This is a genomic window from Oscillospiraceae bacterium (assembly GCA_025757685.1).
GTDB lineage: Bacteria > Bacillota > Clostridia > Oscillospirales > Acutalibacteraceae > CAG-217.
Map to the genome: position 1 here is coordinate 1,269,800 of CP107220.1, position 22,295 is coordinate 1,292,094.

General features: G+C 55.2%; 20 protein-coding genes. 3 read left to right on the forward strand and 17 right to left on the reverse strand.

Annotated elements, in window-relative coordinates:
- Positions 1-12: 12 nt before the first annotated feature.
- The 3 genes from mutS to miaB form a co-directional block, all read right to left on the reverse strand.
- Entirely contained in the window at positions 13-2,646 is a 2,634-nt protein-coding gene (gene mutS / locus OGM59_05925; protein ID UYI90242.1) for a DNA mismatch repair protein MutS, read from the reverse strand.
- 68 nt (positions 2,647-2,714) lie between these two features.
- Entirely contained in the window at positions 2,715-3,134 is a 420-nt protein-coding gene (locus OGM59_05930) for a YlbF family regulator (GenBank protein ID UYI90243.1), read from the reverse strand.
- Positions 3,135-3,138: 4 nt separating this feature from the next.
- Entirely contained in the window at positions 3,139-4,557 is a 1,419-nt protein-coding gene (gene miaB, locus OGM59_05935) for a tRNA (N6-isopentenyl adenosine(37)-C2)-methylthiotransferase MiaB (protein ID UYI91762.1), read from the reverse strand.
- Positions 4,558-4,795: 238 nt separating this feature from the next.
- Between miaB and malQ the strand changes: the two genes are divergently transcribed.
- Positions 4,796-6,316, forward strand: a complete 1,521-nt coding sequence (gene malQ, locus OGM59_05940; protein ID UYI90244.1) for a 4-alpha-glucanotransferase — start codon at positions 4,796-4,798, stop codon at positions 6,314-6,316.
- Between the two features lie 94 nt (positions 6,317-6,410).
- Positions 6,411-7,250 (forward strand): hypothetical protein, encoded by an 840-nt coding sequence (locus OGM59_05945; protein UYI90245.1) that lies wholly within the window; start codon positions 6,411-6,413, stop codon positions 7,248-7,250.
- A gap of 55 nt (positions 7,251-7,305) precedes the next feature.
- Here OGM59_05945 and OGM59_05950 read toward each other — a convergent pair whose 3' ends face one another.
- The 5 genes from OGM59_05950 to OGM59_05970 all read right to left on the reverse strand — a co-directional run bounded on the left by OGM59_05950 (position 7,306) and on the right by OGM59_05970 (position 13,155).
- Positions 7,306-8,619, reverse strand: a complete 1,314-nt coding sequence (locus OGM59_05950) for a permease prefix domain 1-containing protein (protein ID UYI90246.1) — start codon at positions 8,617-8,619, stop codon at positions 7,306-7,308.
- Positions 8,620-8,628: 9 nt separating this feature from the next.
- Entirely contained in the window at positions 8,629-8,955 is a 327-nt protein-coding gene (locus OGM59_05955) for a PadR family transcriptional regulator (GenBank protein UYI90247.1), read from the reverse strand.
- A gap of 221 nt (positions 8,956-9,176) precedes the next feature.
- Positions 9,177-11,375 carry a UvrD-helicase domain-containing protein gene (locus OGM59_05960; protein UYI90248.1) on the reverse strand — a complete coding sequence of 733 codons (2,199 nt, stop codon included), beginning with the start codon at positions 11,373-11,375 and terminating at the stop codon, positions 9,177-9,179.
- Positions 11,376-11,474: 99 nt separating this feature from the next.
- Positions 11,475-12,695 carry a sodium ion-translocating decarboxylase subunit beta gene (locus OGM59_05965; GenBank protein UYI90249.1) on the reverse strand — a complete coding sequence of 407 codons (1,221 nt, stop codon included), beginning with the start codon at positions 12,693-12,695 and terminating at the stop codon, positions 11,475-11,477.
- 13 nt (positions 12,696-12,708) lie between these two features.
- Positions 12,709-13,155 carry an OadG family transporter subunit gene (locus OGM59_05970; GenBank protein UYI90250.1) on the reverse strand — a complete coding sequence of 149 codons (447 nt, stop codon included), beginning with the start codon at positions 13,153-13,155 and terminating at the stop codon, positions 12,709-12,711.
- A 190-nt stretch (positions 13,156-13,345) separates the two neighbouring features.
- Here OGM59_05970 and OGM59_05975 point away from each other — a divergent pair, with 190 nt between their 5' ends.
- Positions 13,346-13,480: a hypothetical protein gene (locus tag OGM59_05975; GenBank protein UYI90251.1), complete on the forward strand. Its 135-nt coding sequence runs from the start codon at positions 13,346-13,348 to the stop codon at positions 13,478-13,480.
- Between the two features lie 70 nt (positions 13,481-13,550).
- On the opposite strand, the gene OGM59_05980 is transcribed toward OGM59_05975, so the two are convergent.
- The 9 genes from OGM59_05980 to OGM59_06020 all read right to left on the reverse strand — a co-directional run bounded on the left by OGM59_05980 (position 13,551) and on the right by OGM59_06020 (position 22,281).
- Entirely contained in the window at positions 13,551-14,507 is a 957-nt protein-coding gene (locus tag OGM59_05980; GenBank protein ID UYI90252.1) for a diacylglycerol kinase family protein, read from the reverse strand.
- Between the two features lie 31 nt (positions 14,508-14,538).
- Positions 14,539-15,819: a galactokinase gene (locus OGM59_05985; GenBank protein ID UYI90253.1), complete on the reverse strand. Its 1,281-nt coding sequence runs from the start codon at positions 15,817-15,819 to the stop codon at positions 14,539-14,541.
- Positions 15,820-15,837: 18 nt separating this feature from the next.
- The gene (locus OGM59_05990) at positions 15,838-16,608 is read right to left on the reverse strand and encodes a hypothetical protein (GenBank protein UYI90254.1); all 771 of its coding nucleotides are present in this window, start codon (positions 16,606-16,608) and stop codon (positions 15,838-15,840) included.
- Between the two features lie 28 nt (positions 16,609-16,636).
- Positions 16,637-17,776: a chorismate mutase gene (locus OGM59_05995; protein ID UYI90255.1), complete on the reverse strand. Its 1,140-nt coding sequence runs from the start codon at positions 17,774-17,776 to the stop codon at positions 16,637-16,639.
- Between the two features lie 37 nt (positions 17,777-17,813).
- Positions 17,814-18,893 (reverse strand): chorismate synthase, encoded by a 1,080-nt coding sequence (aroC, locus tag OGM59_06000; protein ID UYI90256.1) that lies wholly within the window; start codon positions 18,891-18,893, stop codon positions 17,814-17,816.
- The gene (aroA, locus tag OGM59_06005) at positions 18,874-20,082 is read right to left on the reverse strand and encodes a 3-phosphoshikimate 1-carboxyvinyltransferase (GenBank protein UYI90257.1); all 1,209 of its coding nucleotides are present in this window, start codon (positions 20,080-20,082) and stop codon (positions 18,874-18,876) included. The genes aroC and aroA overlap by 20 nt, the downstream gene beginning before the upstream one ends.
- On the reverse strand, positions 20,073-21,134 hold the full coding sequence (gene aroB, locus OGM59_06010) for a 3-dehydroquinate synthase (GenBank protein ID UYI90258.1): 1,062 nt from the start codon (positions 21,132-21,134) through the stop codon (positions 20,073-20,075). Before aroB ends, aroA begins: the two co-directional genes overlap by 10 nt.
- A complete protein-coding gene (locus tag OGM59_06015) occupies positions 21,134-21,961 on the reverse strand; it encodes a prephenate dehydrogenase (GenBank protein ID UYI90259.1) in 828 nt (275 codons plus the stop codon). The genes aroB and OGM59_06015 overlap by 1 nt, the downstream gene beginning before the upstream one ends.
- Before the next feature lie 176 nt (positions 21,962-22,137).
- The gene (locus OGM59_06020) at positions 22,138-22,281 is read right to left on the reverse strand and encodes a hypothetical protein (protein ID UYI90260.1); all 144 of its coding nucleotides are present in this window, start codon (positions 22,279-22,281) and stop codon (positions 22,138-22,140) included.
- Positions 22,282-22,295 lie beyond the last annotated feature (14 nt).

The following is a 22,295-nucleotide window of genomic DNA, read 5'->3' on the forward strand; positions in this document are numbered from 1 at the left end:
TGAAATCCGTTTTTAGCTAAGCTCCTGGGCCTTTTTGCGCAGGTTATCCAGGGTCTGCATAGCCTCAATTGGAGTCAAAGTGTTAATGTCTACGGTCTTTAGAATTTCCAAAATCTCGTTGGTGCCGTTGGCGGTGAAATTGTACTGAATTTCCTCCTCCGGCTCCTCCTCTATAGCTTCCTCCGCCTTAAACTCGATAGGCACGCTGTTCTGCTCCAGCTCCTTGAGGATCACCTTGGCGCGGCGCACCACCTTGTCCGGCACACCGGCCAGCTTGGCCACTTCAATACCAAAGCTCTGGTCCGCGCCGCCCCGCACGATCCGCCGCAGGAAAGTAATATCGTCTCCCCGCTTCTTCACCGCTACGGAGTAGTTGCGCACACCGTCTACCAACCCCTCCATGGCGGTCAGCTCATGGTAATGGGTGGCAAACAGCGTCTTGGCGCCCAGAGTCTTGCGCTTGCACACATATTCCAGCACCGCCCGGGCAATGCTCATACCGTCAAAGGTGGAGGTGCCCCGGCCGATCTCGTCTAAGATAATCAGGCTGTTTTGGGTGGCGTCTTTCAAAATGGTGGCCACCTCGTTCATCTCCACCATAAAGGTGGACTGGCCGGTAGCCAGGTCGTCAGACGCGCCCACTCGAGTAAAGATGGCGTCTACCACGCCAATGTGCGCCTGCCGCGCCGGTACAAAGGAACCGATCTGCGCCAACAAGGTAATCAGCGCGATCTGGCGCATATAGGTGGACTTACCTGCCATATTGGGACCGGTGATAATGTGGCACCGGTCGTCCTGCAAGTCCAGGTATGTATCGTTGGGAACAAAGGGTCCGCTGTCCAGCAGCGCCTCCACAACCGGGTGGCGGCCGTCCTTGATCTCGATCACGCCATCCCCTTCTACCTGGGGACAGGTGTAGTTATGCTCTGCCGCCACATGGGCCAGGGAACACAGCACATCCAGCCGGGCCAGCGCCTTGGCGGTCACTTGCAGCCGCTGGATCTGACCGGCGATCTCCTCTCGCAGAGCACAGAACAGCTGGTACTCCAGCGCCACCTCCCGATCCTTGGCGCCTAAAATCTTGCCCTCCAGCTCTTTCAGCTCCTGGGTTATGTAGCGCTCGCAGTTGGCTAAGGTCTGCTTGCGGATATAGGTCTCCGGTACCTGGTCCCGGTAGGCGTTGGACACCTCAATATAGTAACCGAATACCCGGTTGTAGCCCACTTTCAGCTTGGGAATACCGGTTTCTTCCCGCTGCTGCGCTTCAATGGAGGCAATCACGCCGGTGCCGTCGGTCATAATGGCCTTTAGGCTGTCAATCTCTTCGTTATAGCCTGCTTTGATAAACCCGCCTTCGCGGATAGAAAAGGGCGGCTCCTCCACAATTGCCCGGCGAATTTCCTCTGCCACATCGGTGAGCAGATCAATATCGCTTTCAATTTCCCGCAGCATGGCGGTGTTGCAGTCTGCCAAAGCAGTCTTAATCTCCGGCAGGGCGGAAATGGTGCTCTCCAGCGCCCGCAATTCCTTGGCATTGGCAGTGCCGTACACAATGCGGGTCATCAGCCGCTCAATGTCGTTAACACCCACCAGCGCCTGGCGTACCGTGTCTCGCAGCATAGGACAGTCAAACAACTCGCCCACCGCATTTTGGCGACGGAGGATTTGGCTGACGCTCAGCAGCGGCCGTTCCACCCAGGCACGAATCATCCGCTTGCCCATGGCAGTCTTGGTCTTATCAATCACCCACAGCAGCGAATGCTTCTTGTCGCCGGTCATCATGGAGCGGGTCAGCTCCAAGTTGCGCCGGGCGCTGATGTCCAGGTGCATAAACCGCTCGCTGTCGTAGAACTCCACTTCCGACGGCGTCTCGATCTCGTCTTTCTTCTGCGTATTCTTCAAATAAGCGATCACCGCGCCCAGGGCACACACCGTCTCGCGGCTGTGACCCAGGTCCAGTGCGGCGATCTCATCCTTCTTCAAGGTCTCTATAATTTCCTGGGAGCAGGCGTCAAAATCAAACAGCGCCGCCTCCGGGTACTCGGCGGACGCCTCCAGCCGAGCAGTAACGAACTGCACCACATGGTCATAATCGGCAGCGGTGCCGCCAAAGATCACCTCTTTGGGAGAATAGGTGGACAGCTGATTGATCACCTTGCTCTCCACATCCTCGCCGGTAGCCAGAGTCACATGAAACTCGCCGGTTGACACATCCGCAAAGCAAAGCCCGGCGCCGTTCTCGCTGCCAAACACACTGCACAGGTAGTTGTTGACGCCGTCCTCCAGCATATTGCCCTCGATTACCGTACCGGGGGTGATGATTCTTATAACCTCTCTTTTAACGATGCCCTTGGCCAGCGCCGGATCCTCCATCTGCTCACAGATGGCCACCTTGTAGCCCCGGCTCACCAGCTTGGCGATATAGCTGTCTGCGCTGTGAAAGGGCACACCGCACATAGGTGCCCGCTCCGCCTGGCCGCAGTCCCGACCGGTGAGCACCAAATCCAGCTCCTTGCTGGCGATCTTGGCATCATCAAAAAACATTTCATAAAAATCGCCCAGACGGAAGAACAAAATCACATCCGCATAGTCCTTCTTGATCTGAAAATACTGATCCATCATAGGGCTGATCTTTGCCTTTGCCATATTCCACTCGTCCTCCTCTCTGCAAAAAATGCTGCGAGCGACCACGCCGCCCGCAGCCGGTTTACACCTTAGTGGCAGCCGCCGCAGGTGCAGCAATCGTGGGTGCAGCCACCCTCCTGCTGCTGGGGCAGCTCACAGGTCTCCGGGTCCTGACCGTCAAAGAACAGGCCCATCATACCGCTGATGTACTGTGCCATCTCCTCCATGGCGGAAGCAGCGGCAGAATACTTCTGCATATTTTCGCTCTCCATAATCTCACCATAGAGTTTCTGATAATCGGCCTGCAGGCTCTCAATGCGATCCTTGTCTGCATCGTTTGCCTTCTCGGCCTCCTGCTGATACTTCAGGGAGATCAGCTGCAACTCCTGCATCTGCTGCTGCAGCTTCTCGTCGCCGTCATTGGCCTTAGCTGCAGCCTGGAGGGCTGCAAAGCGCTCGTCCTTTTGAATTTCTTTGCCCAGTTCTCTGAGTGCGGATTCCAAACTCATAAATTTAATTCCTTTCCAGTTCTCCCCGCAACACATAGGTGAGCGGTTCTATAACTTTTACATTTTGGAAGGAGCCGATCAGGCTGTCGTCCCCTTCAAATTCTATAATCAGGTTCCCGTCCGTGCGGGCGGCAACATAATTATCGCCTAACTTGCCTTTGCCGCTGACAAAGCACTTAAAAGTCTCGCCCCGGTGCAGCTGCATTTGCTCTGCGGAGATCTGCTCTTGCAGAGCCAGCAGCTCCGCCATCCAGCGGGCTTTTTCCTTATGGGACACCGGGTCGTCCATCTTGGCCGCCGGGGTGCCCTGTCTGGGCGAGTAGATGAAAGTAAAGAGTGAGGTGGCCCCCACCTCTTTGACCAACGACAAAGTATCTTGAAACTCCTCATAAGTCTCGCCCGGGAAGCCCACGATCACATCGCTGGTGATGGAAAGGGCGCTGCCCATCTTGGCCTTAGCGTAGTGCACCAGCTCTAAATATTGCTCGGCGGTGTAGCCCCGGTTCATGGCTTTCAGCACCCGGTCATTGCCGCACTGGAAGGGCAGGTGCAGGTGCTTGGCTACCTTTGGACATTCGGCCATGGTGTCCAGCAGTTCTTTGGTACAGTCCTTGGGGTGGCTGGTCATAAAGCGAATGCGAAAATCGCCGGGCAGGTCGTTGATCTGCCGTAGCAGTTGGGAAAAGGTGACTCGTGGGGTCAGATCTTTGCCGTAGCTGTTCACATTCTGCCCCAGGAGCGTGATCTCTTTATACCCGTCGGCGATCAGCTGCTTGGCCTCTGCCAGCACATCGCACGCCTGTCGAGAGCGCTCCCGCCCCCGCACATACGGCACGATGCAGTAAGTGCAAAAGTTGTTGCAGCCGTACATAATGGGCAGCCACGCCCGCCGCTGATCGTCCCGCACTACCGGCACACCCTCGGCAATCACGCCGTCCATATCCGGCAGTTCAAACACCCGCTTTTTGCGGGTTAGGGTGCGCAGCAGCAGCTCCGGCAGCCGGTGCACCACATGGGTACCGAACACCAGGTCCACAAAAGGAAAGGACTGCTTGATGCGGTCGGCAATGTGCTGTTGCTGTATCATACAGCCGCACAGGGCGATCACCGTGTCCGGGTGCTCTGCCTTATAGGACTTGAGTGCCCCCACGTTACCAAACACCCGATCCTCTGCGTGCTCCCGCACGGCGCAGGTGTTAAAGAGAATAAACTGTGCTTTGTGCCGATCGTCGGTAAACGCGTAGCCCATATCCGCCAGCATACCCTTAATATGTTCGCTGTCCGCCACATTCTGTTGGCAGCCGTAGGTAATCACACAGGCCAGGGGCTTGTCCGTATAGCGGCTTTGCAGCACCGCCTGCACCTTGGCAGCGTTCTCTCTTTGGGCGTCCAGTTCTTCTTTGCTGATGGTCTTGGTATTGATCAAGGGTACTTCCTCCGACATTGGCTTACAAAAGCCCATTTCAGGCTCCTGCACATTATAGCATTATAACAAATTCCGCGCCACGGTTCAATATATATAATATATAATATTTATTAAAAATAAGTGAATTTTTGTTCACCTTGCACCCTGCCATTGCTTTTGACGGCAAAAAGTGGTAAAATCCATACTTGCGTGCCGTGGATCGGCACTGAAAGAAGCAATTTGACGAGGTGATCTTATGCTGCACCAGCGCGGCGCCGGTGTGCTTATGCACATCAGCTCCCTGCCCTCCCCTTACGGGATCGGCGTGTTTGACCGGCACGCCCGAGACTTTATCGACCGTATTGCGGACATGGGCTTTACCTACTGGCAGGTGCTGCCCTTTAATCCGATTGACGGAGCCGGAAGCCCCTATTGCTCCCCCTCCGCTTTTGCCGGCAACTACCTGTTTATCGACCCACAGGGATTGCAGGATATGGGCCTGGCGACGGCGGAAGAAGTGGCGGCAAACCATTATGACGGCACGCCGTACACGGCGGACTTTGCCTTTGCCGGTGAACGCCGACTGGCGCTGCTGGAGCAGGCTTTTTTGCGCATAGACGATACCCTGGCGGCAAAGATCAAGGCCTTTGAGGTAGAGAACCCATGGCTGACGGATTACAGCGTATTTATGGCGGTAAAAGAGGCAGAGGGTGGCAAGCCCTGGTGGCAGTGGAGCGACCGCCACGCCCATTACCACACCTGTATTCAGGACATATATGCCTATGAGAGCCGGGCGGCGTTTTGGAAATTTGTGCAGTACATTTTCCACCTGCAATGGGGTAATATCAAGGCCTACGCCAACGAAAAAGGCGTGGCTGTCTTGGGAGATATGCCCATTTATGTAGCCATGGACAGTGCCGATGTGTGGTCCGGTCTGCCCCTGTTTCTCATTGATGAAAAGACCTTAAAGCCGGAGAAAGTGGCCGGTGTGCCGCCGGATTACTTTAGCGAGAACGGCCAGCTGTGGGGCAATCCCCTGTACGACTGGGCGGCTATGGAAAAGGACGGCTACGGCTGGTGGCTTTCTCGCCTGGGTCACGCGCTGACCACCTATGACGCAGTACGCATTGACCACTTCCGCGCCTTTGCCAGCTACTGGGCGGTGGACGCCCAGGCAGAGACTGCCAAGGTGGGCCAGTGGCTGCCCGGACCGGGGATGAAGCTGTTTGGCAAGGTGTTTGAGGTGTACCCGAACGCCCCCATTATTGCCGAGGACCTGGGGGTGTTTGGAGAGGATGTGGTGCAGCTGCTTGCTGACACCGGCTTCCCCGGTATGAAAGTGGTGCAGTTTGGCTTTGACCCCAACGGTGACAGCAGCCACATGCCCCATAACGCAGAGAAAAACAGTATCAATTATGTGGGCACCCACGACAACAACACCCTGCTGGGCTGGCTGTGGGAGGCCGGTGAAGCAGAACGCCGCTTTGCCCTGGACTATGCGGGCTTTACCGGCGACAACTGGGGCGACGGCGGCTACCAAAGCCCCGCCTGCCGCAAAATTATAGAAACAGTGTGGCGCAGCGCCTCCAATGTGGTGATCATCGCCTTGCAGGATATGTGCGGCTTTGGCAGCGACGCGCGAATGAACACCCCCGGCGTGCCGGAGAAGAACTGGCGCTTTCGCACGACGGAAGACACCATCGCCAACATAGACGGCGCCTATTTCCGCCGAATCAACAGCCTGTTCCGCCGCACCTACCCGGTTTTTGAAAAATAACAGGGTCAAAAAAACATCTCCTTCATAGTATGTTACTGAAGCACTGCGGGGCGCCGGGCGCCCGGTGTGCAATAACCTATGAAGGAGTTTTGTTATGCCCGATTCGATCATTGATACCGGCGAAAAACGCATTAACGAGGCGGTGTGCATTGACACCAAGCGCATTTACGACAGTTGCGTAAGCAAGGACTGCCTGGAGGACCTGCGGGTCACCTTTTATGCCCCGGCGCAAATGCTGGTAGACAACGCGGTCACCGTCAAGTGCCGGGACTGCACCATTGAGGCTGTAAGCATTGATGTGGACGAAGTGCCCTTTGACAACGGCTTTTACAGCGTGGATGTTACTTACTACTTTAAGCTGACCTTTGACTGCTACTCGGCGCCCTGCACGGTGCCTATGGTAGCTACCGGCTACACCAGCTTTAACAAAAAGTGCATTCTCTACGGCAGCAGCGGCAATGTGAAGGTCTTTGTCAGCAATGTGTCCGCGGAGGCGCTGGACTGCCCGGAGGCCCCCCAGTACACCAACCCCTCTGCCAAGGTGCAGGCGGTGGATCCGGTGGTTCTGTCTATGGATGTGGTATGCAGCTGCGACTGCCGCGTGCCCTGCCTAACCTCCATGCCCAAGTCCATTACTTCCACCCTGGACAACAGCACCCTGCCGGAGCGCCCGGCCAAGGCTGTGCTGGTGACCCTGGGTCTCTTTTCCATCATCCAGATGGAGCGGGATGTGCAGATGACCATTCCCGCCTATGACTACTGCATTCCGGAGCGGGAGTGCAACTGCAACACCGCCAACCCCTGCGAGACCTTCGCCGGCATTGACTTTCCGGTGGATGAGTTCTTCCCCAGGGACAAAGAGGACTGCTGCCCCTGCTGCCCGGACAGCGGCAACACCGGCACCCATACCGCCGACAATCGTAACAATCGCTAAGATCCAAAAAAGCACCGCTGACGGTCCCCCGTCGGCGGTGTTTTTTTTCGTATTTTCATTGTTTGTCAACCAAGAAGTTCGCCCGGTCTTGATACTTGCCGTTTTTGAATGTAATTTCGTAACTCACCCGATTCGACCGCAGGCGCCATTCCAAGACGGTCACAGTATCGCCGTTCTTGCTCTGTTCCACACCGTAGTAGCTGACCGTAGACAGCGGCGCGATTTTCAAACATTCTTCCAGGGTCAGATCCGGCGCCCGGTCATACAGGCTTTTGGCCTGATCCATAGACAAAGGGCAGTCGTATTCCGTATTCACCAGGCACTTGCGCTCGTATACACCGTCCTCATCCGTATCTTCCAGAATGACATGGTACGGCATGCCCTCGTAAACGGTCTCTTCATTTGCAGCCAAGCCCGCCTCGTAATCCGACGGTGTATTTTTAGACTGCACCGGCAGCCGGGTTTTGTCCAAAACTTCCATGGCCTGCTGTAAGGGCTTAGACTCCACACCTTGGCGGGCTCGTTCCCGCATAAGGGCATCTACGCCGTTGGACACGCCCAACGACACCGCCGCACAAACAGTCAATGCCACTAAAATGCGCCCGATCACCGGCATACGGCGGAAAATACCCTGCTGCAGTGTTTGGCTGTTGACCCGATGGATTTTGCCGGCACAGATAAAATCCACCACGGCCAGTACCAACGGCAGAAAAGACAAAACAAGTTGCACATTGTACACCCAGTCCATATTCCAGCCCTTCCACTGGGAGAAATATTGCCAAGGCGACACACCCTCAAGTGCAAAGTCCAACAAAAACGGCGTGTCCATAGCTAAAGCAGCCGGTATATCCAAAGTCAGACAAAACAGTAGGGTAAACAAATCGTACCACAGCAAATACTGGGTAATACCACTGACAACGCAAAACAACCCGTGCCCAACCAGCAGTACCGGGTCCTTACACTTCCACGCCCAGCGAAAGGCCAGAGTGGTGGCTGCCAAAACAGCCAGCACATTGCCAAACAGCAAGGTATAAACCAGCCAATCCGGCATAACATCATACAAAGGATACGACCACTGATCGCAAAACCCATACAGCATAGACAGTCCCACGCACGCCGCCAGGGCGGAAAAGCCCAGCACACGACCGGGCAAATTCCGGTGCAGGCGGCCCAGTTCCCGAGCCATCTCCTCCGGCGCGCCCATACGGCTCATTGCCATATTCTCCGCCTTTTCCCTCTCATGTCCGGCGTCTGTATAGAAGCTGATATCGTCCTCTATATGATCCTCCAACTCCCGCTGCACCTGGGCTTTGGTATACGGGTTGGAGACCAGCAGCAGCGCCTTGCGCAAATACTCTTCTTTTTTCATGCCCCACCTCTATGCAAACTCCAACACCCGGGTCACATCCCGCGTGTAAGACAAAAACTCCTCTTTTTTGGCAGCGAACTGGCGGCGGCCCTTGTCCGTTAAGTGATAATACTTACGGCGGCGGCCGTCCACCGTGCGCCAATCGCTCTTTAGGCACCCTTCCTGCTCCAAAGCGTGGAGAATGGGATACAAAGTCCCCTCGCTCATTTGGAACACATTTTCGCTGCGAACCTCCAACTCCCGAATAATCCGATAGCCGTACAAATCCTTTCCGTCCAACACGCTCATCACCAATAGCGGCGTGCCGCCCTTTAGCAGTTCTTTACTGTAACGCATCACGCACCTCCTAAAATCAATACCTTGGAATACAATGTATATCTCGCAGTTACATCGTAACACAAGGTATCGATTTTGTCAACAAAAAAAATACCACCCTGTAACAGAGTGGTATGCTTAACGGCGGGAGCAAGCCCCCGCCCTACGATATCTTGGGACAAGAGATGCAGTAGGGGCGGATAGCATCCGCCCGCACGATGATCTTTTTCCTTTAATCGCCTTTACACCTTTTCCATCCGGGCGAAGTTGGCCATCAATTTCTTGGTGCCCGCACGGTCAAAGGCCACCTCCAAAAGGGTATCGTTGCCCATGGGCTGGGTAGACAGCACCACGCCGGTGCCAAAGGTCTTGTGGCGCACCGTATCGCCTACGGCGTAGGTGACGCCGGTAGCTGCCGGAGCGGCCTTGGCGGTCTTGGCGCCGCCGAACTTGTGGGCGTAGCTGCTTTTTTGGGTCTGCTGTCCCACCTTGGCGCCGGTAAAGCCTGCGTGGCTGCGGAAGGACTGAACGGTCACATCCTCCGTCACCTGCTCCGGGATCTCTCGCAAAAAGCGGGAGGGCATGTTCCGGTTGGTGGTGCCGTAAAGCATACGCTGGCGGGCGTTGACCAAATAGAGCTTTTCCCGGGCGCGGGTAATGCCCACATAGGCCAGGCGGCGCTCCTCCTCCAGCTCCTCCTCGCTGTACATGGCCTGGCTGCCGGGGAAGATACCCTCCTCCATACCGGGGATAAAGACCACCGGGAATTCCAGGCCCTTGGCGGAGTGCAGGGTCATCAGCACCACAGAGTCCTCATCGTCGTTATAGGAGTCAATGTCGGACACCAGCGCCACATCCTCCAAAAAGTCGGACAGCTCAAAGTCCTCGTTCTCCTCCTGGTATTTAATGAACATGGAGGAAAGCTCCTTGATATTGTTCAGCCGGTCCTCATACTTCTCCGGGTCGTCCTCCTGGAGATAGTCCGTGTACTTGGTCTTTTCCAAAATCTCCTGGAGCAAGTCGCTCAGGAGCATACCGTCCTCCAGGCAACGCTGGAAGTATGTAATCTGGGCGGCAAAATCCCTTAATTTTTGAGCACTACGGGCAGTTTTTTGGAACTCGTCTGCTCGCTGGCACACCTCAAAAGCAGAGATGCCCAGTCCGGTGGCGATCTCCGTAATATGGCTAACCATGGTGGCGCCGATCCCCCGCTTAGGCACATTGATAATGCGCTGCAAGCGCACCGTGTCCGCCGGGTTGTTAATGAGCGCAAAGTAGGCGGTCATATCCTTAATTTCCTTGCGGTCAAAAAAGCGGTTGCCGCCAATGACCTTGTGGGGAATACCGCTTTTCGTCAGGGCAATTTCAATATTCCGGGACTGGGCGTTCATTCTGTACAATACTGCGTGGTCGCTCATTTTGCGCCCGGCCTTTACATTCTTCAGAATCTCCTCCACAATGAAGGAGGACTCGTCCGCCTCGTTCTGGGCAGTATTCAGAATGATCTTGCTGCCGGCGCCTGCATCCGTCCACAGGCGCTTGCCCTTTCGATTTTTGTTATTGGCGATCACCGCATTGGCGCCGTCCAAAATATTCTGGGTGGAGCGGTAGTTCTGCTCCAGGCGAATCACTGTGGCGTTCTTATAATGCTGCTCAAAGGACAAAATATTCTCAATGGTGGCGCCACGGAAGCGGTAAATGGACTGATCGTCATCACCGACCACGCAAATGTTCTTAAACTTGTCCGCCAGCAGCGAGGTGAGCACATACTGGGCGTGGTTGGTGTCCTGGTACTCGTCCACCATCACATAGCGGAACTGGTTTTGGTACAGCTCCAGCACATCGTCATTCTCTCGCAGCAGCTGCACGGTGTTGTAGATCATATCGTCAAAGTCCATAGCGTCCGCCGCCAGTAGCTCCTTTTGATAGAGCGCATAGCACTCGGCGATCTTGCCCTTACGGAAGTCCGCACCCACGGTAGCCCGGTACTCCTGGGGACCGATCAGCGCGTCCTTGGCGTTGCTGATCTCCGACAAAATGGCCCTATGGTTCAAAAACTTGTCGTCAATGCCCAGCTGGCGCTGGCACTGCTTCATCACACGCTTGCTGTCGTCCGTGTCATAAATGGTAAAGTGGTTGGTATAGCCCAGCCGATCCCCAAACCGGCGCAAGATCCGCGCGCAGCAGGAGTGGAAGGTGTGGGCCCAAATGGACTCCGCCTCCGGGCCGATGGCGTCTGCCAGTCGCTGGCGGATCTCCTCCGCCGCCTTATTGGTAAAGGTAATGGCCAGCACCTGCCAAGGCAGGGCGTAGCCGTCGGCAATAATATGCTGCACCCGGTTAACCAGCACGGTGGTCTTGCCGCTGCCGGCCCCGGCCAGGATCAGCAAGGGACCCTCGGTGTGCTGCACCGCCTGCTGCTGCATTTGGTTAAGTGCCATTGGTGTTCCTCCGTCTACAAAAAAATTACAAACAAAAAGGGCGCAAAATCCGGCAGGCTAAGCCCGCCGGATTTATCACCCAAAAATCAGTTGTTCCAGTTACTTTAACAAAGTGAGCATAATGCCGGCTGCTACGGCAGAGCCGATCACGCCGGACACATTGGGTCCCATGGCGTGCATCAGCAGGAAGTTGGAGGGGTTCTCTCTCTGCCCCTCTTTTTGGCTGACGCGGGCGGCCATTGGCACGGCAGACACACCGGCAGAGCCGATCAGCGGATTGACCTTGCCCTTGGTGAAGATATACATCAGCTTGCCGAAGAGCACGCCGCCGGCAGTACCCACGGAGAATGCGATCAGGCCCAGCAGCACGATCTTCAGGGTGTCCAGGTTCAAGAATTTATCCGCAGAAGTGGTGGCACCTACGGACAGACCCAGCAGAATGGTCACAATGTTCATCAGCTCATTCTGTGCCGCCTTGGCGATACGCTCGGTCTGGCCGCTCTCTTTCAGCAGGTTACCGAACATGAGCATACCCACCAGTGCAGCCGCATCCGGCAGCAGCAAAGATACAATGACCGTTACCAAAATGGGGAACAAAATCTTCTCCAGCTTGGAAACAGGGCGCAGGTTGCCCATCACCACGCTGCGCTCTTTCTTGGTCGTCAGCGCGCGCATAATGGGGGGCTGAATGATAGGCACCAAGGCCATATAGGAGTACGCCGCCACAGCAATCGTACCCAGCAACTCCGGTGCCAACTGGGAGGTAACGAAAATGGCCGTAGGACCGTCCGCACCACCGATAATACCGATAGAACCGGCCTGCTGAGGGGTAAAGCCAAGCAGGATCGCGCCCACATAGGTAAAGAAGATACCCAACTGGGCAGCAGCGCCCAGAATAAAGCTGGAGGGATTGGCGATCAGCGGCGCAAAGTCCGTCATGGCGCCAATGCCCATAAAGATCAGGGGCGGGTAAACACCGGCTTTTACGCCGAAATACAGGAAGTCGATCAGACCGGGGCTGAGCACGGCGCCGGAAGCGTCCGTCAACCGGCCGGCCATCAGGTCGATAAACTCGTGAATACTGGAGTAATGCACGGCCAGGTTGGCGCTGGGAATATTGGCCAGCAGCATACCGAAGGCAATGGGAATCATCAGCAGCGGCTCAAAGCCCTTCTTGATACCCAAATACAGGAAAACAAAAGCAACCACCAGCATGACAGCGTTTTTCCAGCCGCCGTCCGCTGTGAAGAAATAGGCGTAACCGGAGTTGGAAAAGATCTGTACAATGACCTCCCAAACCCCTCTTAAAATCTCACTCATTCATATACCTCCGTTAAAACGGGCGTGTGTTCTCTGCCACAGCGGCAGCCGCCCAGGGATTGCGCACACCCACCGGATTGGGGCGCACACGGCGCACGCTCTGTACCACAGCACCGGGGCCTTCGCTGGCCGCAACGGCAGCTGCAATCACAGCCACTACCTCGCTGGGAATGCCACTCTCCACCACCGGTGCAGGTGCGGCAGGCGCAGCCTTGACAGCGGGTGCAGACGGTGCGGAAGCCACAGTCACCTGGCTCTCCATAGCCTTTAACTTTTTCTTCTTACCACGAGTCTCTGCCCCGTGCACAATGGCGCCGAATGCCTTAAACACAAAGATCAGCAGCACCAAAATGCCCAAAACAATCACAATGCCGGCAATCACCACCGTGCTGGTGAAGGTAGCACTACGGTCCGCCTCAATACCGGTAGCCGCCAGCAAAATTGAAGATAACGGGTTCATCTGATTAACCTCCAGTTACAATTTTCCAAATTAAAGATATTATAAATCAAAAGCGGCGCAAAAGCAATGTTTTTTGCAGCAGAAAGAAAAAAATTGCAAAACTTCGTCAAACTGTATAAAATCCGGCGGAAAGTCTTGATTTATTTTTAAGATCGGATATAATGATAGTGTACCAAAAGGAGGCGGACTTATGACTGAACAGACCTTGATCATTGCCATCTTGGTGGCGCTGGTGATCCTGTGGATCACAGAGACTTTAGGCATGCACCGCACCAGCCGCATCTTAGGCGGCGTTATTGACTTGGGCTTTGCCGTGCTGCGCTAAGTAAACAGAAGGAAATACATAGACCTACAAAAACAGCCGCTGCGATAAGCAGCGGCTGTTCTATTTTCTGTTATTCTTTTATGCGACAAATGCGCATGGCATGCTTCTCCACCTTAAAACGCACTTCCGTATAGTCAAAATTCTCCCCATCGCAGTTACCCAAAAGCGGCCGATCGTCCACGGACCAAAAGCGACCGCCTACGGTGTAACCGGTATGCACCACATCCGGCGCATACTCGGCAGCCGTGCCGGCACTGTACCGCGGCACGATGGGCACAGCCTTCGCCAGGCTCAGCGGATCCACATAGGTAAAATCTAGCAGACCGTCGTCCAGCTTGCTGCCCGGTGCCGGACAAAAGCCGCCGCCGTAGTAGCTGGCGTTGCAGATGGCAAACAGGGCATATTCCATATTTTCCCGATGAAATTTATAGGGGTTGCCGTTTTCGTCCACACAGTCCAGTTCAACATTGACCTTGTAGCGCAGGGGCTGCATCATCACCGGCACCACGGCAATATTGTATGCCTGATGGCCCAGTGGAGGAATTTTACCTGCGATCTTGCGGCCGATGGTCTCCACCTTGGTGTCCAGCCCATAGCTCATCACATTGATGCACTTTTCGCCGTTATAGTCAATCAGATCCAGCGGCTCCACCGTGTAATTCAGCTTGCCGGAGTACAGGCCAAAAGATTTGATCACATTCTCCACATTGATCTTCTTGGTGCCATAGACTTTCTTGGCAAAATCGTTGCCGGTGCCCAAGGGCAGCAGCATCATAGGGGTCTCTGTATGCGCCAAGCCGTTGGCAATCTCATGTACTGTGCCGTCGCCGCCACAGCAGACAATGACACAGCGATCGCCATACTTTGTCGCATAAGCCGTTGCAATCTCTCGGGCGTGGCCGGAATGGTCCGTCTCTTCCACAATCATCTCATCATCAAGAAGACGAAAAGCGGAGCGGATACGGTTGAAAATCGCCTCTTTGTCCTTATGACCGGACACCGGATTCACAATAAATACATACTTCATCTGTTTTTCCCCTCTTTCACGCCGGGTGCCGTCAAGCCAGGCAGGCACCGCCCACCGGGCGCACTTGCAGCACATGGCAGGTGCCCTCGCCGAACACGCCCTCCAGCACGGTACGGTACTGCTCCAGCAGATCGTTTGGTACAAAGGCCTGAATGGTACCGGCAAAGCCGCCGCCGTGCACGCGATAAGCGCCACGATCACCCAGCACTTGGCCGCTGATGGCCAGCGCCAGGCTCAGCCGCTGATCCGTGGGGTTCTTGGTGGTAAATACATTTTGATTATACATAAAGGAGGAGCGGCCGGAGGCATTGATGTCTGCCAAAAAGCCATCAAAATTTCCCTGCTCTAAACAAGAGACAGCGTCCTCCACCCGGCGATTGTCATTATAAAAATGAATCGCGCGGATCAATGCACGGTCATTGACCTTGGTTTGCAGCTCCGGCAGTGCGGCAAAGAAGTCCTCGTAAGCCACCTGGCGCAACACAGACTTGCCCATGGCGTGCGCCACTGCTTCCATCTCGCTGCGAATGGCAGCGTAATCGTCCGTCAGATCCGAGTGGTTGCCGCCGGTATCTACAATGCACAGGCTGTGACCGGAGGCAGCAAAGTCATAATCCACCTTTTGGATCACCGGCTCTTGGGTGCTCTCAAAATCAATGGTCACAAAGGCGCCTACGGAAGAAGCCATTTGATCCAACAAACCGCAAGGCTTACCAAAGAATACATTTTCGCTGTACTGTGCCACCTTGGCAACGGTTACCGGATCGATGCTGCCATCGTTGTACAAATAAGAAGTGATGGTCCCCAGCAGCACCTCAAAGGCTGCGGAGGAGGACAGGCCGGAGCCGCCCATCACATCGCTGGTGGTTACCGCATCGTAGCCGCCGACGGTATAGCCCAAATCACTAAGCCGCGCAGACACACCGCGCACCATAGCCGTAGAATGGCCAAAGGCGTCTGCGTTGGGGGCCAGATCCGCCAAATCTGCCACATTCATTTGGTGGCCGGCAGACTTAACCCGCACCACGCCGTCCTCGTTCTTGGAGGCAACGGCAATGGCATCCAGGTTTATGGCCGCCGCCAACACCTTGCCGTGATTGTGGTCCGTGTGATTACCGCAGATCTCCGTGCGTCCGGGAGCGGACATCAGGTGCACTTCCCGGTCTCCGCCAAAGGTTTCCGCAAAGGTGGTCAGAAGTTCCATATACCGGGACTTCTGCTTTGCCACTTCCCCGTCGGTCACATATACCCGGCGAAAGGCGTCATCCAACTGGCCGTCTTTGATTTTGTTCATCATCGCTTGTGCATTCATAATTGTACCTCTTTGATTTTATAATACGATTTTGTATTTTTCTTTTTCGCTGTATAAGAGCAGGGTTTGGTTCATCTGGCGGGACCGACGGCCGTAATATATATTAAAGGCCATACTGGTAATGCCGGAGAACCCTACAATGATCATCAACAGCGTAATGAACCGCGCCGAAAACGGATTGTACAGCACGGTACCGATTTTGGTATAAATGTAAAGCCGGGGCGCAAAGCCCAGCAGGCTCAGACAAATATAATAAAGGAAGTCGTAGTGCATGGAGCCATAATACTTGGACACCATACCTAAAGGAATAGACGGCACCAAACGGGACACAAAGAGAACATAAGGGTTACCGTTGCCCTTAAATCGAATCCAGTCCCGAATAAAGCGCATTTGACGAATGTTCAGGATCATACCGGCCCAGCCGCCGCCGATCCAACTGCCTTCCGCGTATTTAACCGCGAAGAAGAACGCCAAAAACACCATATTGATCAGCATAGCCTGCCCCAACGGGAACACCACGCCGGAGATCACACACAGCACACCCATAGGAATCGGCAGCTGGCACTTGGCAACATACAGCGCAAAAATGCACAAAATGATCTCAAAATCCGAGTCCAATCCTACAATGGACTCGTCCAGCCGCCGCAGCCAGCTGATGAGCGCGTCAAAGCGCACCTCCAACTCCGTGTGCTTATAAAGCGCCACAGCCAACAACACCAAAAGCCCCAGCGTCACCAGTGCGATCACGCCGGAAATGAAGTTGGTTCTGTGCCGTTTTTGCTGCTTCAACGGCGTCACCTCCCTTATCTTCGGAGGGTCAGTCCTCCTGCTCTCTGAAGTTGCCCAAAAACTTAAAGCCCGGCAACTCGTCCGACAGCGCGCACAACAGGTCCAAGGTCACATCTCGGCGCACACTGCCCATAATATCCACATAAAAGAAATAGCTAAATTCGCCGTTACCCATGGGGCGGCTCTCAATCTTGGTCAGATTCAGCCCGGCCATGGAGAAACGGCCCAGCACCCGGTACAAAGATCCGGTGGTATGAGGCACTCGAAAGATCAGCGAGATCTTATCCGCATCGCTGCTGATCTGCATATCCTTGGAGATCACAACAAACCGGGTTCTGTTATTAGAAATATTCTGGATCTCCCGTTTCATAACCTGCAAGCCGTATTTTTTTGCCGCAGTAGGTGAACAGATAGCGGCAATATCCCGCCGGTCGGACTGAGCCACATACTTAGCGGCCGCCGCTGTATTGGAATAAGTAATGCCGGTAAAGCCGAAATTCTCAATAAAATTACTGCACTGGGTCAGCGCCTGATGATGGCTGTAAATGCTCTCCACATCTTCATACCGGGTATCCGGGTGGGCGGCCAGGCAGTGCTCGATCTTTTCGTCTCGGGCACCTACCATAAAAAAGCGGTACTTCATAATCAGGTCATAGGACTCGTGCACACTGCCGGCGGTGGAGTTCTCCACCGGGATAATGCCGTAGCGTGCCTCGCCCTTGTCCACTGCCTCAAATACATTCTCAAAATACTTATAATATTTGATGGGCACACCGGGAAATAGCCGCGCCCCGGCAATGGACGCATAAGCGCCCTCCACACCGGCACAGGCAATGCACTCACCGGGCGCCACAGCAATGGGGCCGTCCTGCAAGGCTGCCGTGATCTCTTTTCTTAAATCGGCGCCGCCGTCCATCATCTTGTGCTGGAGCGCACGAGAGGCGTCCATAGTAGCAGCAAACACGGTCTTGATCGTTTCGCCCCGATCGCCGCACTTGCCTGCCACATCGTCGAGAATTTGGCGTTCCCGCTCCTCATTGAGCACGGGAATCCCCCGCTCCACCTTGTACTTGGCCACCTGCTCAGACACATCCATGCGCGCCATCAGCAGAGGAATCAGCTGATCGTCGATACGGTCGATCTCTTTTCTCAGTTCCAACAAATCCATGTATTTTCTATTCCTTATATTCTCTTACTTTTCGATTTTATCCTTGGATCAGCAAATCCATCAGCCCAAAGGCTACGGCAGCCTCTACCACCGGCACGGCACGAGGCACGATACAGGGATCGTGGCGACCGTGAATGGTCAGGGTCTCCGGCTCCATGGTCTGCAAATTCACACTGGGCTGTGGCTGACCAATAGAGGGCGTGGGCTTTATGGCCACCTGAAGCACCAAGGGAGCACCGGAGGTCATGCCGCCCAGCACGCCGCCGTTATTATTGGTCAACAGCGCCACCTTTCCGTCCCGGACGGTGTAGCCGTCGTTCACATCTGCACCAAAGGCGCCGGCAAAATCAAAGCCCAGGCCAAACTGCACGCCCTTCACCGCCGGAATGCCAAACAGCAGGGCCGAGAGTTTGCTTTCCACGGTAGAGAACATATTGCCCCCCACCCCCACCGGCAGACCGATGGCTGCGCACTCAATGCTGCCGCCCACACTGTTTTGTTGCAGCCGGGCAGCCTCAATCACTGCGCGCATATTCTCCTCCGCTTCCGGGTTCAGCACGGCAAACGTGCTGTCGCCCAGGCAGTTTAATGTCTCTTTATCAATGGAATTGGGGTCAAACAGGGCGTCCTTTACCCCGCCCACCTTGGCAATATGGGCGCCTACAAACACGCCCTGCTGTGCCAAATACTGCTTAGCAATAGCACCGGCAAATACCAGAGGTGCCGTCAATCGGCCGCTAAAGTGGCCACCACCTCGCACATCGTTACGGCCGCCATACTTTACATAGGCCGGATAATCGCTGTGAGAGGGTCGAGGTACCAGCGCCACATTGCCATAGTCACCGCTGCGGGTATTCTCATTGGCAATCTCCATGGCCAAAGGCGCACCGGTGGTGCGCCCATTCAGCACACCGGAGAGAATATGAGGAATATCCTTTTCCAGCCTGGGGGTGGCGGTTTTGTCACGCCCCGGGGCACGCCGAGCCATATCCTTATAAATGGCGTCCAAATTCACCGGGATACCGGCAGGCAAACCGTCAATCACACAGCCGATGGCCGGACCGTGGCTCTCACCAAAAATACTCAGTTGTACCTGCTCACCTGTTACTGATGACATCTGCCTTACCTCCCAGTGCACAAAAATCTTCAAAAAAGGCAGGATAAGTCTTGTTAATGCTCTCTGCCTGTTTGATCACGCTGTCACCTGCAGCATACGCTGCCGCCACAGAAAAGGCCATCACGATCCGATGATCGTTGCAGCCGTCCACTGTGCCGCCCTGCACCACGCCGGTGCCGTGGATCACCAGCCCGTCCGGCAGTTCTTCCACTTGTACGCCCATGGCCCGCAGATTCAGCGCCACGCTTTGTAGCCGATCCGACTCCTTAAACCGCAGCCGTCCGGCACCGGTAATGCGGGTGGCGCCCTTGGCAAAGGCAGCGGTCACCGCCAGCGCAGGCACCATATCAGGAATATCCCGAGCATCAATCTCCGCCGGGCGCAATTCGCCGCCACAGCACCGCACAATACGATCGCGCACTTCCACCCGGGCACCGAAGCGCTCCATCATAGCACAAACGGCTTTATCCCCTTGGGTAGAGGCCGGGTTCAGTCCGGCAATTTCTATCTCCTGCCCCACCGTGCCGGCAGCCATAAAGAACGCCGCGTGGGACCAATCGCTTTCTACTGTAAAGTCCACAGGCTTGTACTGCTGATTGCCCCGCACCAGGTAGCCAAAATCCGTAGGCCGTACCTGCACGCCAAAAGCCGCCATCACCTGCAAAGTAATATCAATATAAGGCTTTGACTCTAATTCCGTTGTTAAAAGAACTGCCGAGTCGCCGTCTAAGAGCGGCAGTGCCAGTAGCAGCCCTGTCAGGTACTGAGAGCTGACGTTGCCGGCAATCTCATATTGCCCGGGTCGCAGCTTGCCGGTAATAGAAAAGGGCAGACCCCCATCTGTCTGTACCTGCACACCGTGCTGTGGCAGCAGGGTGGCAAAGGCATCCAGCGGGCGCCGGGGCAGCCGACCGGCGCCGGTAAAGGTTACCGACTTGCCCAAAGCTGCCGCCACCGGGATCAAAAAGCGCACCAAAGAGCCGCTTTCGTTGCAAAAAATTTCGTCCCGCCCGGCAGCCAAATCCGCCAGCGCCTGAACCGTGGCTGCAATATCTGCCGAAGTACCCAAGGGCGCTACGGAGCCACCACCGGCCAGCGCACTGCAAATCAGCGCACGAATGGCAAAGGACTTAGAAGGCGGCAGCTGCACGGTGCCTGCCAGCGGGGACGGCGTGATCTTTACTTGCATGCCCCACCTCCGAACATGGTTCGCAGGGTAGACAGATCCACCGGATCAATAAAGCTGTCACCGATCTTACGCAGCAGCACCAGTTTCATACCGTCTGCGGTGCGCTTTTTATCCGCCTGCATCGCGTCCACAATTTCATCAATAGAATGGGTATCCGCCACAGGCAGGTTGTATTTTTGAAGTAAGGCTGCAATGCGGTCCGCCGTGCCCGGTTCCGTCAGCCCTGCGCCCTCTCCGGCACGAGCCGCCAGCACCATACCGATTCCCACAGCGGCGCCGTGCGTCACCGTTTGATAGTTCCATAATTTTTCAATGGCGTGACCGGCGGTGTGCCCAAAGTTCAGCAGAGCGCGCTCGCCCGCTTCCTTTTCGTCATGCTCCACCACCACGCGTTTCATATCCACACAGGCATAGATAATCTCGTGAATGCGATCTTTAGCACTGGCCTGCTCCAGCAGGGCAAACAGCTCCGCCGAGCGGATACAGCCGTACTTGATCACCTCGCCCATACCGTCACTAAAGAACACATCCGGCAGGGTACGCAGCACCTGCGGATCAATCAGCACCAAAATCGGCTGGTGAAAGGCGCCGCACAAATTCTTGCCCATAGGCAGATCCACGCCGGTTTTGCCACCCACAGAGGAGTCCACCTGCGCCAGCAGTGTCGTGGGTATCTGCACAAAATCAATGCCCCTCAAATAAATAGCAGCCGCAAATCCGGCCATATCGCCGCACACACCGCCGCCCAGCGCAACCACCAGGTCGCCCCGCGTCAGTCCCTCCCGGGCCATATAATTCACCATATTCAGCACGGTCTCCGGCTTCTTGGACGCCTCACCGGCGTCAAATACCAGGGTGCACACCTGAAAGTCTGCGCTCTCCAGCGCCTGCACCACCCGGTTGCCGTACAGAGGGTAAACATTGCTGTCGCTGATCAGGCAAATGCGCTTGGCGCCGGACACGCGACGCACCAGGTCACCGGCTTGCTCCAGCAGGCCGTCGTCAATGAGAATATCATACGGTCTGCCGGTATGTACTGTGATCTTTTGCATCAGCCGATCTCCTCCTTGATCCGGTTGCCCTGTTCCATCAGCGCCCGCAGTGCCGGCGCATCCTCCGCCTCAATCGCAGAACGGAACTTTTGCAAATTGCCAACTAAGTCATCAATCTCGCGAATCAGCGGCTCCTTATTATCAATAAATAACTGGGCCCACATCTCTGCATTGATGCGAGCCACCCGGCTCACATCCCGATAGCTGCCGGCGCTGAAGCCAGCGTGCTGGGGTGCCAAAGGCGACAACACATACGAGCAGGCCAGCACATGGGCAATTTGAGAGGTAAAGGCAATCATCTCATCATGATGCTCCGGGGTGGTCACCACCGTGCGGGCGAAGCCCATATCCTCTGCCAAACCGATCAGGGCATCCACCTTGCGGCGGGGTGCGTCCACCGGGGTACAAATAAAGGACGCGTTGTCAAACAAGTTGTTCAGGCTGTTGTCATAGCCGGACACCTCACGCCCGGCCATAGGGTGGGCACCGATAAAAGTAAATGGCAGATCCTCATGCGCTGCCATTTGGCGACAGATCTTGGTTTTGATCCCGCAGGAGTCCGTAACCACACTGTCTTTCTTAAACAGATCCTTGTGCTCCAAAATGAAGGGCACAATCGCCTCCGGATAAAAATTAATAATGGTAATGTCTGCCTGGGGCAGCAGTTCCTCCAAAGAACCGGTGGCGTCAATGGCGCCGTCTGCCAAGGCGCGCTGCGCCACACTGGGGGTGCGGTTCCAACCCAGCACGCAATGTGCCGTGTTTTTCTTCAATGTTTTTGCCAGACTGGCACCGATCAGACCCAGCCCTAAAATCAATACTGTCATGAGAATTCCGTCTTTCCGTCCGTACCTACGGACCCAAAATCACAGATACTATAATAATATATTCCCTATCATAAGTCAAACGAAAAAGGCGAAAAGGCGCTCCTTTGGCTAAAAATGAACAGAAAAACGCCGCACCGAGTTGCCTCAGTGCGGCGAATTCATTTTAATTCCAGCGCTTATTTGCCGAATACATCATACTCAGAATCGTCAAACAAGTCGTTGCCCTTGTTGTTTGAAGGGTCGGATGTCATAACCACATCCTCGGACTTAAGCTGGTACTTGCGAACGGTGATCACCGGTTCTTCATAACTTTTTCTCATCTTAAAGTCCCTCC

Excerpts from the sequence above, each read along its gene's own strand:
- mutS (UYI90242.1), bottom strand. The coding sequence starts at position 2,646 with ATGGCAAAGGCAAAGATCAGCCCTATGATGGATCAGTATTTTCAGATC.
- OGM59_05930 (UYI90243.1), bottom strand. The coding sequence starts at position 3,134 with ATGAGTTTGGAATCCGCACTCAGAGAACTGGGCAAAGAAATTCAAAAG.
- malQ (UYI90244.1), top strand. The coding sequence starts at position 4,796 with ATGCTGCACCAGCGCGGCGCCGGTGTGCTTATGCACATCAGCTCCCTG.
- OGM59_05945 (UYI90245.1), top strand. The coding sequence starts at position 6,411 with ATGCCCGATTCGATCATTGATACCGGCGAAAAACGCATTAACGAGGCG.
- OGM59_05950 (UYI90246.1), bottom strand. The coding sequence starts at position 8,619 with ATGAAAAAAGAAGAGTATTTGCGCAAGGCGCTGCTGCTGGTCTCCAAC.
- OGM59_05955 (UYI90247.1), bottom strand. The coding sequence starts at position 8,955 with ATGCGTTACAGTAAAGAACTGCTAAAGGGCGGCACGCCGCTATTGGTG.
- OGM59_05960 (UYI90248.1), bottom strand. The coding sequence starts at position 11,375 with ATGGCACTTAACCAAATGCAGCAGCAGGCGGTGCAGCACACCGAGGGT.
- OGM59_05965 (UYI90249.1), bottom strand. The coding sequence starts at position 12,695 with ATGAGTGAGATTTTAAGAGGGGTTTGGGAGGTCATTGTACAGATCTTT.
- OGM59_05970 (UYI90250.1), bottom strand. The coding sequence starts at position 13,155 with ATGAACCCGTTATCTTCAATTTTGCTGGCGGCTACCGGTATTGAGGCG.
- OGM59_05975 (UYI90251.1), top strand. The coding sequence starts at position 13,346 with ATGACTGAACAGACCTTGATCATTGCCATCTTGGTGGCGCTGGTGATC.
- OGM59_05980 (UYI90252.1), bottom strand. The coding sequence starts at position 14,507 with ATGAAGTATGTATTTATTGTGAATCCGGTGTCCGGTCATAAGGACAAA.
- OGM59_05985 (UYI90253.1), bottom strand. The coding sequence starts at position 15,819 with ATGAATGCACAAGCGATGATGAACAAAATCAAAGACGGCCAGTTGGAT.
- OGM59_05995 (UYI90255.1), bottom strand. The coding sequence starts at position 17,776 with ATGGATTTGTTGGAACTGAGAAAAGAGATCGACCGTATCGACGATCAG.
- aroC (UYI90256.1), bottom strand. The coding sequence starts at position 18,893 with ATGTCATCAGTAACAGGTGAGCAGGTACAACTGAGTATTTTTGGTGAG.
- aroA (UYI90257.1), bottom strand. The coding sequence starts at position 20,082 with ATGCAAGTAAAGATCACGCCGTCCCCGCTGGCAGGCACCGTGCAGCTG.
- aroB (UYI90258.1), bottom strand. The coding sequence starts at position 21,134 with ATGCAAAAGATCACAGTACATACCGGCAGACCGTATGATATTCTCATT.
- OGM59_06015 (UYI90259.1), bottom strand. The coding sequence starts at position 21,961 with ATGACAGTATTGATTTTAGGGCTGGGTCTGATCGGTGCCAGTCTGGCA.
- OGM59_06020 (UYI90260.1), bottom strand. The coding sequence starts at position 22,281 with ATGAGAAAAAGTTATGAAGAACCGGTGATCACCGTTCGCAAGTACCAG.